This window comes from Pseudomonas sp. A214 (assembly GCF_900156295.1).
Classification (GTDB): Bacteria; Pseudomonadota; Gammaproteobacteria; order Pseudomonadales; family Pseudomonadaceae; genus Aquipseudomonas; species Aquipseudomonas rhizophila.
In genome coordinates this window covers 3,224,933-3,239,626 of sequence record NZ_LT707062.1, presented here as the reverse complement: position 1 = coordinate 3,239,626, position 14,694 = coordinate 3,224,933, and the positions used below count along the sequence as shown (strand labels likewise).

General features: G+C 60.1%; 14 protein-coding genes and 3 pseudogenes. 3 read left to right on the top strand and 14 right to left on the bottom strand.

Annotated features, from left to right (window positions below):
* Positions 1-110: 110 nt before the first annotated feature.
* The 4 genes from BW979_RS14680 to BW979_RS14665 all read right to left on the bottom strand — a co-directional run bounded on the left by BW979_RS14680 (position 111) and on the right by BW979_RS14665 (position 3,838).
* On the bottom strand, positions 111-1,211 hold the full coding sequence (locus tag BW979_RS14680; RefSeq protein ID WP_231990572.1) for an ABC transporter substrate-binding protein: 1,101 nt from the start codon (positions 1,209-1,211) through the stop codon (positions 111-113).
* A gap of 412 nt (positions 1,212-1,623) precedes the next feature.
* On the bottom strand, positions 1,624-2,001 hold the full coding sequence (locus BW979_RS14675; RefSeq protein ID WP_076384109.1) for a MerR family transcriptional regulator: 378 nt from the start codon (positions 1,999-2,001) through the stop codon (positions 1,624-1,626).
* A 46-nt stretch (positions 2,002-2,047) separates the two neighbouring features.
* Positions 2,048-2,521, bottom strand: a complete 474-nt coding sequence (locus BW979_RS14670; RefSeq protein WP_076384108.1) for a carboxymuconolactone decarboxylase family protein — start codon at positions 2,519-2,521, stop codon at positions 2,048-2,050.
* 150 nt (positions 2,522-2,671) lie between these two features.
* A complete protein-coding gene (locus tag BW979_RS14665) occupies positions 2,672-3,838 on the bottom strand; it encodes an MFS transporter (RefSeq protein ID WP_076384107.1) in 1,167 nt (388 codons plus the stop codon).
* A gap of 94 nt (positions 3,839-3,932) precedes the next feature.
* Here BW979_RS14665 and BW979_RS14660 point away from each other — a divergent pair, with 94 nt between their 5' ends.
* Positions 3,933-4,826, top strand: a complete 894-nt coding sequence (locus tag BW979_RS14660; RefSeq protein ID WP_076384106.1) for a LysR family transcriptional regulator — start codon at positions 3,933-3,935, stop codon at positions 4,824-4,826.
* 279 nt (positions 4,827-5,105) lie between these two features.
* Here BW979_RS14660 and BW979_RS14655 read toward each other — a convergent pair whose 3' ends face one another.
* From BW979_RS14655 to BW979_RS14615, 8 genes are all read right to left on the bottom strand, one after another.
* A complete protein-coding gene (locus BW979_RS14655; RefSeq protein WP_076384105.1) occupies positions 5,106-5,399 on the bottom strand; it encodes an antibiotic biosynthesis monooxygenase family protein in 294 nt (97 codons plus the stop codon).
* 40 nt (positions 5,400-5,439) lie between these two features.
* On the bottom strand, positions 5,440-6,414 hold the full coding sequence (locus BW979_RS14650) for a zinc-dependent alcohol dehydrogenase family protein (RefSeq protein WP_076384104.1): 975 nt from the start codon (positions 6,412-6,414) through the stop codon (positions 5,440-5,442).
* Between the two features lie 62 nt (positions 6,415-6,476).
* Positions 6,477-6,779: an ArsR/SmtB family transcription factor gene (locus BW979_RS14645; RefSeq protein WP_076384103.1), complete on the bottom strand. Its 303-nt coding sequence runs from the start codon at positions 6,777-6,779 to the stop codon at positions 6,477-6,479.
* A gap of 351 nt (positions 6,780-7,130) precedes the next feature.
* Positions 7,131-9,530 (bottom strand): TonB-dependent receptor, encoded by a 2,400-nt coding sequence (locus BW979_RS14640; protein ID WP_076384102.1) that lies wholly within the window; start codon positions 9,528-9,530, stop codon positions 7,131-7,133.
* Positions 9,531-9,661: 131 nt separating this feature from the next.
* Entirely contained in the window at positions 9,662-10,588 is a 927-nt protein-coding gene (locus tag BW979_RS14635) for a FecR family protein (protein WP_076384101.1), read from the bottom strand.
* A complete protein-coding gene (locus BW979_RS14630) occupies positions 10,585-11,091 on the bottom strand; it encodes an RNA polymerase sigma factor (protein WP_076384100.1) in 507 nt (168 codons plus the stop codon). Before BW979_RS14630 ends, BW979_RS14635 begins: the two co-directional genes overlap by 4 nt.
* Before the next feature lie 271 nt (positions 11,092-11,362).
* Positions 11,363-11,662: a hypothetical protein gene (locus BW979_RS14625; protein WP_076384099.1), complete on the bottom strand. Its 300-nt coding sequence runs from the start codon at positions 11,660-11,662 to the stop codon at positions 11,363-11,365.
* Between the two features lie 486 nt (positions 11,663-12,148).
* Positions 12,149-12,496, bottom strand: coding sequence for a hypothetical protein (locus BW979_RS14615; protein WP_076384097.1), 348 nt, complete (start codon positions 12,494-12,496; stop codon positions 12,149-12,151).
* A gap of 71 nt (positions 12,497-12,567) precedes the next feature.
* On the opposite strand from BW979_RS14615, the pseudogene BW979_RS14610 reads away from it, so the two are divergent.
* Positions 12,568-12,866, top strand: a pseudogene (locus BW979_RS14610) (hypothetical protein); the annotation flags it as partial.
* On the opposite strand, the gene BW979_RS28145 reads toward BW979_RS14610, so the two are convergent.
* Positions 12,835-13,200, bottom strand: a complete 366-nt coding sequence (locus tag BW979_RS28145) for a MarR family winged helix-turn-helix transcriptional regulator (RefSeq protein ID WP_371517147.1) — start codon at positions 13,198-13,200, stop codon at positions 12,835-12,837. The pseudogene BW979_RS14610 and the gene BW979_RS28145 sit on opposite strands and share 32 nt — an antisense overlap.
* Positions 13,201-13,788: 588 nt before the next feature.
* Positions 13,789-13,950 (bottom strand): annotated as a pseudogene (locus BW979_RS28140) (TetR/AcrR family transcriptional regulator); the annotation flags it as partial.
* Between the two features lie 162 nt (positions 13,951-14,112).
* Here BW979_RS28140 and BW979_RS14595 point away from each other — a divergent pair.
* A pseudogene (locus BW979_RS14595) lies at positions 14,113-14,454 on the top strand (MFS transporter); the annotation flags it as partial.
* Positions 14,455-14,694: the final 240 nt, after the last annotated feature.

Below are 14,694 nucleotides of genomic sequence, written 5' to 3'. Positions count from 1 at the left end.
TCAGAAACACCAGTGCGGCGACTGCCAGCCCGATCCTGACGGCAATGGGCCTGTCTGTGGTGGGCCTGAATGTCAGCACCGCGCCTCGCCTCCTCGCTCCCCGCCCACCACTACTGCTTCGTCACCTCCGGCAAAGGCGTCGGCGGCGCCGTATGGTTGACGGCCGCGTCGATCATCGCCGCAACGGAAGCCTGGCTGTAGAAAGGATTGGCGGCGCCGCCCACCGGCATAGTGGCGAGCCACGCGTCCAGGTCCTTCGCATCGATGCGTACCAGCGGCACCTCGACGAACTTCGGCACTTGCTTGCCCGCCAGAATCTGCTGGGCCACCCAGAACCCCACCTGGGAAACGCTTGGGGAGGCGGAGACCGAGACGGTCTCGTAGCCATTGGCATCGCGCTCCTGCTTCCACAGGGCAAGTTCGTCCTGACGGTTCCCCATCACAATAATCGGCAAAGGGCGCCCCGCCGCCTTGAACGCCATGGCCGCGCCATAACCGTCGCCCCCCTGAGTCGCGACGGCATCAATGCTGGGAAGCGACGGCAGTGCCAGCGCCACCTCCTTGCGTGCGACGGACGCCGTCCAGTTCCCGTACACGGTCTTGGCGAACTTCAGGCCCGGGTAGTCGCTGGCGGCCTTGCGAATGCCGTCGCTGATGTTTTTATCGGTGGCATCGCCGGCAATGCCGCGGATCTCCAGCAGTGTTCCGTTCCCCTTGAGACGCTCGGCGATATAATCCATTTCCACGCGGCCCATGGCGGACCAGTTGTAGTCCACGGTATAGACGCAGCTTTCGGTGACCAGACTGGCCATGACGACCACCACGATGCCAGCGTTGCATGCATCGCGAATCACCCCGTTGAGGGCCGTGTCGGACGCGGCCAGGATGACGATGGCGTTCACGCCTTTGACGATCATGTCCTGGATATGGGCCGCCTGTTCCGCTGCGGAGTTATTGGCGCTGACCACCGGAGCCTCGCGGACCAAGCCATCCTTTTGTGCTTGGGCCGCCACCTCCTGCCAGTTGCGCACCATCACTTTGCGGAAATCACTGCCCGCGTAGGAGTTGCTGAAGGCAATGCTATAGCTTGAGGTAGGGCCGCCGGCGATGCCGCCATCGGCAGCTTGGGCTGGATTGGCGACAACCATCGCCAGCCCGGTCACGCAGCCGGCGAGGCGCCATAAGATTTTGTGGAGTGGTTTAGTGTTCATGCGGCTCTCCATGTCCTTGGGATTTACCAAAAGTAATCCACCTGCATTTGCCGACAGTCTGGATCGACTGCTCGACCTGGTTGGAGAAGTCGGCCTTCAGATTGGAGATCGTCGACCCTGTGAATGAAGCGCCCAAACGCTCACGAACTGAGGAGATATTGCCCATTGATCAAGCTGCGCCCCTGGGCACCGGTTACCGGATTGCTCATTCGGTCATTCCAATCATAGAACCGGGCACGAAGAACCAGAGACATACAGACTCCTTTCCTTGGCGGCTGAAAACCGAAATCAGTACATTGCCTGCAGTGACACTGAGCATAGTCTCAAGGTGCCCACTTCGCTCGCGGCCATGAAGGATTTCAGCGAGACTCTGCTTGTCGTGATGGGCGGGAGTCGACCAACAGAGCAGATCCTAACCTTCCTCCTTGGACTCAAGCGCACGGTAGTGGTCAATCTTGACTTGCAGTGCAGCAACGGCCTTTTGCATGGCAGCAACTTCGGCCTGTACATCCTGTAAATGGCTCTCCAGCATCTGGCGGCGTTCGGCAATCGTTGAGTTCCCAGCGCTGCGCAGCTTGGCGAATGTTTGCATTTTGCCGATGGTCATGTGAGTGGTGCGTAAACGCAGCAAAAACTCCAGCCACGCCATATCAGTCGGCGCATAAAGCCGTTGCCCGCCGGCCGCACGGGCGACCGGCGCCAACAGGCCGATGCGTTCGTAGTAGCGCAGGGTATAGGCCGTAAGGCCAGTGCGCTTGGCGACCTGGTCAATCGTCTGGTAGGCGTTCATAAGCACAATCCTTGGCCATCGGTGTTCGGTAATGCACCCGTCCCGCTCACTCGGGAGGTGCGGCAACAATTTTGATGCCTCGTTTGGCAAACACTTCCCGCGCTGCGCTGATGCCATTCAACGCGCTTGGAAAACCAGCATACACCGCCATCTGGATGATGATTTCAACGATCTCCTCAGGTTTGCAACCCACATTCAGCGCCCCCTCTATATGCACCTTGAGTTGAGGTTGCGCGTTCCCCAATGCGGTGAGGGCCGCGATGGTTGCCAACTCGCGTGTGCACAGAGCAACACCAGGCCTGGAAAACACATCACCATAGGCGAAATCGACTATCCATTCACCCAGCTCGGGCGAGATATCGCTAAGCGACTTGACCACGTTGTTGCCGGTGGTCCCGGTGATTCTTTCCAGGGTCTCGACCCCTTTCACTCGTCGACTATCCGGTTCAGTTGCCGACGCCGGAATTGCGATTGCTGAAAGCACGAGCCCGGTTACAGCGCTCAGTTTTTTTAATGTCATGACCTGTCTCCTTGTTTAAGCCGCGCAACGGACCTGGCCGTTTTGGCGGTGCAACAAGGAGGCTATTGGTTAGAGCGCGCTCTAAGTCAAGCGCCAGTTGCTTTCAGCTAAAAGGGCCCGCAGCTAAAGGGAGCCCCCCTCACATCATCGTCACACCACCGCAGTTGCAACCGTTCTGGAACGCCAGGCAAAAGCCAACACCATCAACAGCCCCAGACCCGCCATTGCCGCTCCAGCCAGGGAAATCGCCGGATAACCCAGCCCGGTATTGATCACCGCTCCGCCCAGCGCCGCACCCATCGCGTTACCCAAGTTGAAGGCGCCGATGTTCACCGCCGAGGCCAGATTGGGTGCGTCCTTGGCGGCTTCCATGACGCGCATCTGTAGCGGCGGCACCAGGGCGAAGCTGGCGACACCCCATATCAGGATGGCAACGGCGGCCGGCAGCGGCCAACGCATCAATACGGTGAATGCCAACAAGACGAGAATCAGCGCGCTCAGCGAAACGATCAGGGTGCGATCTATCGAACGGTCGGCGGCCTTGCCGCCCCACATGTTGCCCAGCGTCAACCCCACACCGAACAGCACCAGCATGGCGGTGATGTACGCGGTGGATGCATGGGTTTCGCTGCTGAGGATCGGCGCGATGTAGGTGAAGACGGTAAACATTGCACCCGAGCCGACTACGGTCAGGGCCAATGCACCCAGCACCGGTCCACGACCCAGCACCCGAATTTCGGCCATTACACCGACGCTTTGTGGCGCCTGCAGGTTCGGTAGCGCGAACCACAACGCGGCCATGGTTACCACGCCGAGTCCGGTAATACCCCAGAATGCGGTGCGCCAGCCGAACAGTTCGCCAAACCAGGCGGCCAGCGGCACACCGCCGATGGTGGCCAGGGTCAGGCCCAAGAACATGGCCGCAACCGCCCCGGCGCGTTTCTCCGGGGCGACCACGCTAGCGGCGACGATGGAGCCGACGCCAAAAAACGCGCCGTGGTTCAGTGAGGTCACCACTCTGGCGACCATGAGGCTGTAGTAATCGGTAGCCAGGGCTGACATCAGATTACCCAGGGTAAAAATCGCCATGAGTCCGATCAGCAGATAGCGCCGGGGAATCCTGCCGGTGGTCAGGGTCATCAGCGGCGCGCCGAGCAATACACCCAAGGCGTAGGCACTGACCAACAAACCTGCGGCGGGAATGGATACGCCGAGATCCGCAGCGATGCCCGGCAACATGCCCATGGGGGCGAACTCGGTAACGCCGATGCCAAAGGCACCAATGGCGAGTGCGACAAGCGGTGGATTGATACGCATGGAAGGCTCCTTATCTATGCCGCCAATGCTACGATCCAACTTTTTCAGGCGGTAGATAGCATTTCTGGCAATCACCTTTGCGTACGGAGCACAAATGGACTTCAACGGCAGATCAGGTGAAATGAGCGTGTTCGCCACCGTGGCGCAGGAAGGCAGCCTGTCAGCCGCCGCGCGTGCATTGGGGCTGACCCCCTCGGCGGTCAGTCGGATCATCGCGCGTACTGAACAACGTCTTGGCACTCGCCTGTTGTTGCGCACCACCCGAGCGATCACCTTCACCGCCGAGGGCGAGGCTTACCTGCGCGGCGCCCGCCGTATCCTGGCCGACATGGCCGAGGTCGAAGAAGCCATCGCCGACCAGGGCGTGCCCCGGGGCCGTTTGCGGGTCAGTGCCGCCCTCGGCCATGGGCGCCAGACCATCGTTCCCTTGGTGGCAGCATTCAGCGCCCGCTACCCGAACATCGTCGTCGACCTCACCCTCGGCGACGAAGTGGTCGACATTCTCGGCGGTCAGGCCGACGTGGCGGTACGCTTTGGCCATCTGCCCGACAGCCCGCTGACAGCACGAAGGATCGGCGACACCGGCCAGGTCGTGGTGGCATCGCCCGAGTATCTGCAGCGCCACGGCATCCCCCGGGAACCGGAAGACCTGCTACGGCACAACTGCCTGCGCTTCAACTTCCGGCGTGCCGAACCCAACTGGCCGTTCATCCGCGAGGGAAATGAGTTTTCCCTGAAGGTCAGCGGCAACATCGAATGCAGCAGTGGTGAAGCGCTGGCACAACTCGCACGGGTAGGCGCTGGCATCGCGCGTATCGGCGATTTCACCGTAGCCGAGGACCTGCGGCGCGGCGATCTGGTACCGCTGCTGGAAGCCTGGAACCCCGGAGACCGGGAGCCGATTCATGCGGTGTTCGTAGGTGGTTCGGCAATGCCGGCGCGGGTGCGGTTATTCGTGGACTTCTTGCTGGAACATCACCGGATGTAAACGGGTAACGTCACCTGCCCCTTCCGGATGCTCGTAATGCTGTGGGAGTTTTACCTGACTGGAACAATCGGGAGCTATAGCCGAGATTGGCCGGTGGCGATTGGTGAGAGGCGGCTTTCGGCTAGAAGCGGACGGTGGTCAGCTCAAACGTCTAAATCTAAACATCTAGGGCCTTTCATAGAAGACTTCAAACCCGGCACCTAGTCCCAGTTCAAGCCCCTCAAGGCGCCGGCAGCATCCATGCCGACGGCATTGTTGGAAGCATCATGTTCGTCAATCCTAAAAGCTCCCCCCCTCAATATGGTAGACCTTCGGTTCTTCTGAAAAATATTCCTCCAATCCCATCATGAATAGCCGATGGTCTTCACTCGCTTCGAAGCCCGGCGTGTGGTCTTCGAGTGAATCCCAGCGCACGATCAGGTTGAATTGCTGGGGGGTTTCAATCCCTTGCGCTAGCAAGTGGCCGCCGTAACCCTTTGCGCGGGTGAGCAAAGGGGCGACCTCGGCAAATGCGTGTCTGAACGCTTCAATGCGTTCTTTGTGAACGGGGAGCAGAGCGATTTCATAAATCATGGCATTCCTCCAACAAGCTCAGTTGACTAAAAGTACGCACTCACGAGATGAGCGATGGCTCGACTGCAATCGCGATTTTTCCCTGAAGGCCGTTGTTGGGGCTCTCCAGTCGAGCGTGGGCAAGCCCAATGTCGGCCAGCGAATAGACCGCGCCAACGTGCGGGCGCAGTTGGCCGCGCTCGACCAATGCGCTCAGCTCATCAAGTTTGCCGCGGTTTTGTCGGGTAAAAACGAAGTGATAACTCGCGTTCTTACCCCACGCCTGAACAAGGTTTTGCGGCTGGGCAATATCCACAATCGAGACTAGGCGGCCGAGTTGGGCGAGCACGTCGGGGCTACGCGTCAGTGTGTTGCCGCCGATGGTGTCGAACACCACATCCACGCCGTGACCACCGGTTTCGCGCATGATGGCGTCGACGTAATCCTCCTTTTCGTAGTCGATGAGCACATCGGCACCCAGGCTGCGTGCGAACTCAAAGTTTGCTTCGCGCACGGTCGTGAAGACCCGCGCTCCAATGGCTTTTGCCACCTGGATCGCGACATGCCCTACGCCTCCCGCGCCGCCGTGTATCAGAATGCTCTCCCCCACTCTGAGCGCCGCTCGCACGGTCAGTGCTTCCCACACCGTCCCGCCAACCAGGGTCAGACTTGCTGCCTCAAGGTGGCTCAGTGATTGCGGCTTACGCCCGATGATGCCTTCGGCCGCAACGTGGTACTCGGCATAACTGCCTGGGCCGTCGAAAATTTGCGGGGTGTACCAGACTTCGTCTCCCGGAGCGAAGCTCGTTACACCCGGCCCGACTTCTTCGACAACGCCCGATACGTCGTGTCCGGTAATGGCCGGCAGTGGCACCAGGTCGACATAGTCGCCACGTCGAACCTGATAATCCAACGGGTTGATCGAGGTTGCGTGTACCCGGACCAGGACCTGTCCCGCGCCCGGCACGGGCTTGGGCACGTCGCGGAGTTCGAACGACTCAGGACCGCCAAATGACTTCAGTATCATCGCTTTCATGGTAAATCCTCATATCTATAAAATGGCATATCGAGATATATCGATATGTTGCGGTAAAAAAATTACAAATCTTTCCCTATGATCTCGGCAAGCGCGCTGATGGTTGCTTCATTGCGCTTGTAGTAGGTCCACTGACCGATACGCCTGACTTCGACCAGGCCCACTCGTTGCAACGTGGCAAGATAGCCAGACACCGTTGACTGCGACAGCCCGATACCCTCTTGAATACTACTGACGCAGACGCCGACCGTGAGAACGTCACCCTCATCCTGCGGAGGGAAGTTCTTTACGGGATCCTTCAAACCTTTCAGGATTTGAAGACGCGTAGGGTTCGAGAGGGCTTTGAATATTTCGATCAGTTCCATGCGCTCAGGATATCGAGATTTACCGATATGTCAATACGAGGGATTAGAATAATTTTGGAGTTCGAATTGCCAGCGGTTTCACAGGCTGGAGCGAGTGCCTGCTTCTAGCCGAAAGCAGCCTGTGGCCATGAGTGAAGGCTTTTTTAAAAAAAACCACGATAACAGGCCAAGCAGGTCAAAAGCGTCAAGGGCGAATTCACCGCCCTCTTTGACGCTACCCATGACTGGTTCTGGTGCGATCGCAGCAACGACGACAGAGGCCGCGAATGCAGCCTCTCGGAGCGTCAGGTGAAATCGCCTTTAGCGTATTCACACAGCTTGCAAACGGCGCCCTCCTTATCGAGGGTAACTTCAGAAATCAACGGTGGCCGACACTTTGAGCGTGCGCGGCGCACCTTGGGTCAGATATCCTCCGTTGGCAGAAGCCCAGTAGTTCTCGTCGGCGACGTTCTCTAGCATCGCGTTGAAGGTCAGCGCGCGGCCCTCCAGTTGCGTCCGATAGCGCGCGCCCAGGTCGACACGGGTCCAGGCGGGGATGCTGTATTCGTTGGCGCTGTCGACGAACTGACCGCCGGTGCGCAGCAGCAGGCCGTTCAGGCTCAACCCGGGCAAGCCGGGCACATCCCAGTCGGCGCCCAGATTGAACTGGAACTGCGGCACACCCACCGCCTGGTTGCTATCGTCGCGGCCGCCAGCTGTGCCGCGCAGCTCGGCTTTGGTCCAGGTGGCGCCGCTCAGCAGGCGCAGGCCGTCCAGCGGCTCGCCGAACAGACTCAGCTCCACGCCGCGATTACGCTGCTCGGCATCCACCCGGTAATAGCCGTCGCCGCCGAGCACGCCCTGCGGCTGTTCGATGCGGAACAGGCTGAGACTGCCGCCGAAGGTGCCCCAGTCGAGCTTGGCGCCCATCTCGATCTGCTTGGAGCGATAGGGCGCGAACATCTCGCCGCTGTTGAGCGCGGCGCCCGGCGCGGTCGGCCCCTGCTGCAGGGACTCGACGCGGTTGGCATAGAGCGACAGGAACTCGGTGGGCTTGATCACAAGGCCATAGGCCGGCGTGGTGATGCTTTCCTGATAGTTTGAGGTGCGGGCACCGCTGGCCGTGCTCCAGGCATCGGAGCTGATGGATTGGCGACGTACGCCCAGGGTCAGCAGCACGCGGTCGTCGAGCAAGCCCAGGGTGTCGGACACCGCCAGGCTGCGGTTCTGCACCTTGGCGGTGGTGTCCGGGTCGTGAATATCGCCGGAGATGCTGGTGGCCGGCGGCTCGACGATGGGCTGGCCCTCATACAGATTGCCGAAGCCGCGACTGCCCGCCGCGGTGGACTCGAACGCGTTGCGCTTCTCCTGCCAGATGCCGTTGGCGGCCAGGTTGATGCGGTGGCTGACCGGCCCGGTGGTGTGTTCGCCGCGCAGCCCCGTAACGGCACTCAGGGTCTCCTGGTCCAGCGGCGAATAGAGGCGACCGATACGTGCGTCGCCGTTCGCGCCGTAGACGTAGTTGGAGGCGTAGATACCGTTCTCCCGCGTGTATTTGCCGCCTGCACTTAGGTATGCCGTCCAAGTGGGCGACAGGTCGTACTCGGCGCTGAACATGCCATAGGTGTCTTCGAGTTGCGACCAGCTCCAGGGTTGCGCGTAGTTGTGGTCGGAGTCGGGTGCCGACGGCGTCTTGCCGTTGAGAGTGCTGGTAGGCCCCGTCGTGGTCAGATAGACCACCGAGCGCCCTTCGTTGACCCGTTGCTTCTGGTAACCGAGATCCGCAGACAGTCGCAGACGGTCGCCGCGGTAGTCCAGGCCGAGGGTGGCGAGACTGAAGCGCGAGTGCTCCTCGTCCACCGCTGTCTCGCCCTCGCGCTGGGCCAGGTTCACCCGCACGCCGAAGCGGTTTTCCTCGCCGAAGCGCTGGCCCAGATCGAGGTGCCCACCCACTCGGCTGTCGCTGGCATAGTCCAAGGTGGCGCGGCGCGTGGGGCTGTCCTCGGCACGCTTGGAGACCACATTGATCGCCCCGCCGACACCGCTGCCCGACGGCGACACGCCATTCACAAAGGCGTTAGCCCCCTTGAACACCTCAACCCGCTCGACCGACTCGGTGGAGATGATCTGTCGCGGCAGAACACCGTACAGCCCGTTGAAGGCAATATCGTCGCTGAACAGCTGGAACCCGCGCACAACGAACACCTGGGAGAAGTTGCCGAAGCCGAATGACTGACGCACGCCCGGATCGCTGGCCAGCACCTCGGCCAGAGTCTGCGCCTGGCGCGTCTCAATCAGCTCGGAGGTGTAACTGGAGAAGGCGAAGGGCACATCTTGCATGTCCTGGTTGCCCAGCACGCCGATGCGGGCACCCCGCGCCGTCTGCCCACCGGCGTACTCGGCCGGCAGATCGACACGGCCGTCGGCGATCCCGCTGATGGTGGTGGAGCCCAGCTCCAACACACCTTGCTCGGGCAGCGGCACCAGAGTGATGGTGCCGTCGTCGCCAGTCTGGAAGCTCAGGCCACTGCCCTCCAACAACCGCTGCAGGCCGTCGACCACCGAATAGTCGCCCTTGAGCGCCTGCGCCACACCACTGCCACGGGTCAGGCCGGCCTCATAGAGCAGACGCACGTCGGCCTGCTCGGCGAAGTCGATGAGCGCCGCGTCGAGTCGCTGGGCGGGCACGTCGAGCTGTACGGCTTGCGCCTGTGCGGCAGCCATGGCCAGGGGGAGTACGGCTAGCGCCGCGAGGAAGGGGGTCGACCGCATGCTGATGTCCTTGGCTATCAATGCGAAGAAGTCGCATTTGCAGGAACAGAAGACGAAGGGGCCGATGATTTCTGAACCATCGCCGCCTAAATATTTTCTGTTTTCTTGAAGGCCCAGGCGCGGCGCGAGTCTCAGCGGCGTGACGTGACCAGAATCAACCCCGGCAAGCGCACCAGACGCACAGGCAAGGTGGTTTCAACAGCACTTAACACCGCCTGTGGATCGTCGAGGGCGAACACACCGGTCACCTGTACCCTGCGAGCGGCTTCGTCAACAAACAGCACGCGCGCAGACTGGCTGCGCTCAAGTTCGGCGAACACTTGCTCCAGTGGCCTGTCACGGAATATCAGCTTGCCGCGCTGCCAGCCCAAGCGCTGGCGCGCATCCAATGCCTGCGGCACCTGCAGTTCGCCGCCGCGCCACTGCACCTGTTGCCCGCCGAGCACCGGCAGCGGGTCGCGCCCCTCGCTGGAGGCCAACACTCGGCCCTCGCTGACCGCGAGGTCGACACCGCCCTCCTCCAGACGCACATCAAAGCGCGTGCCGGTGACGCGTATACGCGCCTCGCCGGCAGTGACAGTGAACGGCCGAGCCGGGTCATGGGCTACCTGGAAATCCGCCTCGCCGCGGTACAGCCTGACCTCGCGGCGACCGTCGACAAACTGCCAGTCCAGCGCCGAATCACCGTTGAGGGTCAACAGCGAACCATCTGCCAGACGCAACTCGCGCACCTCGCCCGGCTGGGTGCTGATATCGGCATACAGGCCAATCCAGGTGCCACGCGGTAGCCACAGAGCGAGCAACAGCATCGCGGCGCAGACCAGTGGAGTTGCCCAACGTCGATGGCGACGCACCACGCGCACCTGAGGCTGCTCGGCCGGACGTTCTATCTGGCCGAGCAAAGACCACAGCCCTTCCACCTCACGAAATGCTTGCTCGTGCTCGGGCGCCGCCTGGCGCCAGGCCTGCGCGGCCTCGCGATCGGCAGCGGTGGCGCGACCAGAATGCAGCAACACCTGCCATTGCCGGGCCTGATCGAGAAGCGAAGGATGAGTCACGGCTGCGGGTCCATCTGCTGCTGGCAGTGTTCGAGGGCCTTCAAAATATAACGTCCGGCCATGCTTTCCGAGACACCCAGGCGCTCGCCGATCTCACGCTGGGTCAGCCCGTCCAGGCGATTCCACAACAACGCCTGACGCAGATGCGGTGGCAAATCCTGGACTACGCGCTGCAATAGCTCCAGGCGCTGGGCGTCGCTTGCCGCTCGCTCCGGACCAGGCTGGGCACTGACCAATTCGACGGATATCTCCTCTTCGACAGGGCGCGATTTTTGCTGACGGCGGTAGTCAATGATCAGGTTGCGCGCGATGCGATAGAGGAAAGCACGAAGATTGCCGATCTCCTTCCCGGACTCGCGCCGGCGAAAGCGCAACCAAGTCTCCTGGCGCAGGTCGGCTGCCAGTTCTGCGCACTTCACCTGCCGCGTGAGGAAGCGCAGCAGCTCGCTCGAATGGCTCTCGAACTCGCCGTCAGCGGAATGAGGATCAGGTGGCCAGGACACGCAAGCGACTCAAGCGAGGAAGAACCGCGAGATTATCTCAAATGATAATGACTTTCAATTAATGAGGCGTTTGCGACATTTCGTTGGTTATGACCAACAGTGGAACAATAAGGGGCAACCAATCGGGAGACTACGATAGGGATCGTTATTGAGAGACCACACTCTAGGCCAGAAGCGATGGTCGCTGGGGCAGTAGCCACTAAATCATGTGACGTACTGAGACCCTCATGACTAGCCGGTATTCCTTTTTTTTATCGGAACTGCAGAGCGACTATTGATGGGTGTCCGCCTCCTCAGCCGGATAAAACTCGCCTTCCTTCCCCATCTTTTTCAGCCGTTCGCGCGCAATCAGCTCAACGCTGGCCACTGCGGCCTGATCGTCAGGGTTGACCAACTGCAAGCACAGGCGTCGGACATTCTGATCGTGAGTGCCTTCGCTGAGCATTTCGTGAGTGAAGACTTGGGCGCCACGCCACAGGCATAGCTGGGTATGAGTCCCGCCGAGCCATATCTCATTGAATGATCCAAGGTCAGTGGTAGCCAGTTGATCCACGGTGATTGCCTTATCCATTGCGCTGTACCTTACCAATGAGTAGATACAGGTAGACTTACAAGCACAGGGGGTCGTTCCCCAGCAGAATCGAGACAAGGGGATGCGCTGGTTCGTCTGGACAATTGCGCCCCGCGCGCTCACCACGGTTCGATCTGCATCAGCTAGCGGCGAGCCGCCGATAGATCGCGCACGTGCCCCAAGACAGCATCACTGCTGGGATCGAAAGCAAAATGCAATACAAAATGCCAACTGCCAGTAGCGGCCCCGCTCCAGATGTCATCATCACACACGGAATCTGCCCGAACATTACGATAGGGCCTGCCAGCCATCCGCGTTTTTGAAACAGCAGACCAAGCGTCAATGTCAGCGCCAGGGACGCAGGATATAGAACAGCCCAATAACATTGCGCGTCCCAAGGCTCATTCACTCCGGCGAACCATGACGCCGCCAGCCAAAAGCTCACACTGATGACGCAAGCAACGATCGTCGCCAGCCACATACTTTTCAATGTAACCGTCCGAGCATCCCACCTTGCGCTGAGGGACTAACGATTTGCTGATCATTGCGATCCAAAGATCCACCGCAATTACTTACCAAAAAATCAGCTAAGTCCTCAGCAGCTTCCTCCGCCAGTAAGCCGACAACGACTGTAATGCCTGCATCTCGTAGCATTCTTATGCCCGCTCCCGAGTTTCTTGGATCGGGATCAAGCAATCCAACAAAAACTTTATCGACCCCGCTGTTTACCAGCACGCAACCTACTGGCGGGTTTGGAAGGCAGTCAGGTAAGGCCAAGCGCCCTTGGGCAAGGGCAAGCTGCATGAAATCGGCATTGGAGGTCAGAGTAGGCATATTCGATGGGTACTCATCCTTGGTGGCCGAATCTTGACACATTGAATTAGGTATCGCGTTACCCGCGAAACGATGAGCTTACCGCAGCCGAAGCCCTGACTCGCAGCAACGAGAAGCAAGCCTTCGGGTGCTGACTCAATCCATGGGGCTGCCCGAAGCCGTGATCGCTCGTTACGTGGATAATCGGCAGCCGTCACCGGTACTGCCCATGGATGAAAAAATCATCGAAGCGCAGCAGGCCACAGCAGATCTGTTTTATGCCAACAAGCTGTTGCCTAAACGGTTGGACGTGAAGAATGCACTTGCCGCATCGACGCCTATCTTCGCAAGAGCTGCCCTCATTCGCCAGCGGGACGCGCAAAGGCCTTAAGCGTGCCGCGAAGAGCTTCCAACCCATCCTCAGTCAGTTGACAGGCGGTCTTGATCTTGTCCGTGACGGCCCAAAGCTCTTCGCGCAGGCCTTCCCCAGCGTCGGTAAGCGCAATCAGCACGCGGCGTTCGTCGCTTTTGTCGCGGGCTCGAGTCACCATGCCCGACACTTCAAGACGCTTGAGCAAGGGCGTGATCGTCCCGGTATCCATCCCAAGTGCGGCCCCCAGATCGCCCACGGTCCTGGGCGCGTCAGTGAACAGTTCCAGCATGACCAGGTACTGGGGGAACGTCAGCCCAAGGGGCTCCAGCAAGGGTTTGTGCAGGCGAATCATCCGATTGGCGGCACCGTACAGAGCAAAGGACAGTTGGGTTCCGACTTCCCGCTGCACTGCAGCCTTTTTGGCAGGAACTCGCTTTTTTAGCCCAATATTATCTAGCTCACTAGATATTTTCGGAGCTACTGGTCGGCTGATGTCGGGGATATTGTCCAAGGCCTGTACTGCTGCTGCCCCAGCCTGCTCACCCGCAAGCAGTTCGTCACGTGTCGCTTGAAGAATGCGGTCGGACAGCGGTTGATCGTCGACCGCTCGGGCGAGCACCATGGCGCCGACTATCGCCGACATGAAACCGATCGCCTGGTCTTCCCTGGATCGGTCACGCCGCCAGGGAAGACTGGCGCTGAACGACTCGATCATTCCGGCGACCCGGCCCGTGAACGAACGCCGCATCCCCGGTTCCCGTGCGACATCAATGGCCAACGCAGGCATTGCGCAGCCTGCTTCCGGGTGGTCGCGGTGACCCTGACTCAGGTACCTGTCCAGAAAGGCTTGCTTGGGCGTATCGCTGCTGGAGACAGTGTCGCGCAGACGTAGCGCCAGCTGGTCCATCGCATGCTCAAGGCTGGCACAAGCCAGCGCATCCTTCGAATCGAAGTGCGCATAGAACGCGCCATGAGTCAGGCCCGATGCCTTCATGACCTGCGCAATGCTCGCCCCTGCGATGCCCTTGCCGCGAAACAACCGGGAGGCCTCCTCAAGGATTTTCTCGCGCCGTTCTGCAGTCTGGCTTGCAGGATATCTCATCGGTGGACCTCGATATTTATGCTTGACGAATAACATGATGATCATCATGCTTGGCTGAAAATATGACAACCATCATACGCCGTAGCCAGAGTGCGGGCCGACTTCCGCCTGACGGCCAATTCCACGACTACCGCTTCCATAAGCGCCAAGGGATGTAAATCCATGACGACAACTTTTGTGAATGCCCCCGTCCAGGCCATCCAGCCATTGACCGGAAAAATCGTGGCACTGCTCGCTGGCCTGGCTGCTATCGGTATGCTCTCCACCAACATCATCCTCCCGGCATTCCCCGTCATCGGTGAAGACCTGGGAGTGGACGCCCGCGCGCTTGGCCTGACGCTATCCAGCTTCTTCATCACCTTCGCACTGGGCCAGTTGGTGGTCGGGCCACTGGCTGACCGCTATGGGCGCCAGAAGCTGGTGTTGGGCGGACTCGCGATCTTCGTGGTGGGCACCGTCATCGCAGGCCTTGCCAACACCCTCGATACGCTGATTGCAGGACGCCCATGTGGAGGATCCTAAGGCCATCGTGACAAATGATTGAATAGGCTGTAGCAAATAGTTAGTTCAGAAATCCATGAACTAACATCGACCTGGTGCGTGAACCTGGGACGCCGGTGCACGTCTATCATGCGTTTCCTAACGACGCCTGGACCAAAGCCGACCAGCCCAACGCCTGACATGTTCCTGTCAGCCTCCGGTCACTCTGACGTCAGATCCTTGCCCCTAAAGTACTCCCAATGA

Excerpts from the sequence above, each read along its gene's own strand:
- BW979_RS14665 (WP_076384107.1), bottom strand. The coding sequence starts at position 3,838 with ATGCGTATCAATCCACCGCTTGTCGCACTCGCCATTGGTGCCTTTGGC.
- BW979_RS14615 (WP_076384097.1), bottom strand. The coding sequence starts at position 12,496 with ATGCCTACTCTGACCTCCAATGCCGATTTCATGCAGCTTGCCCTTGCC.
- BW979_RS14640 (WP_076384102.1), bottom strand. The coding sequence starts at position 9,530 with ATGCGGTCGACCCCCTTCCTCGCGGCGCTAGCCGTACTCCCCCTGGCC.
- BW979_RS14650 (WP_076384104.1), bottom strand. The coding sequence starts at position 6,414 with ATGAAAGCGATGATACTGAAGTCATTTGGCGGTCCTGAGTCGTTCGAA.
- BW979_RS14660 (WP_076384106.1), top strand. The coding sequence starts at position 3,933 with ATGGACTTCAACGGCAGATCAGGTGAAATGAGCGTGTTCGCCACCGTG.
- BW979_RS14680 (WP_231990572.1), bottom strand. The coding sequence starts at position 1,211 with ATGAACACTAAACCACTCCACAAAATCTTATGGCGCCTCGCCGGCTGC.
- BW979_RS14645 (WP_076384103.1), bottom strand. The coding sequence starts at position 6,779 with ATGGAACTGATCGAAATATTCAAAGCCCTCTCGAACCCTACGCGTCTT.
- BW979_RS14670 (WP_076384108.1), bottom strand. The coding sequence starts at position 2,521 with ATGACATTAAAAAAACTGAGCGCTGTAACCGGGCTCGTGCTTTCAGCA.
- BW979_RS28145 (WP_371517147.1), bottom strand. The coding sequence starts at position 13,200 with ATGATTCGCCTGCACAAACCCTTGCTGGAGCCCCTTGGGCTGACGTTC.
- BW979_RS14625 (WP_076384099.1), bottom strand. The coding sequence starts at position 11,662 with ATGGATAAGGCAATCACCGTGGATCAACTGGCTACCACTGACCTTGGA.
- BW979_RS14655 (WP_076384105.1), bottom strand. The coding sequence starts at position 5,399 with ATGATTTATGAAATCGCTCTGCTCCCCGTTCACAAAGAACGCATTGAA.
- BW979_RS14675 (WP_076384109.1), bottom strand. The coding sequence starts at position 2,001 with ATGAACGCCTACCAGACGATTGACCAGGTCGCCAAGCGCACTGGCCTT.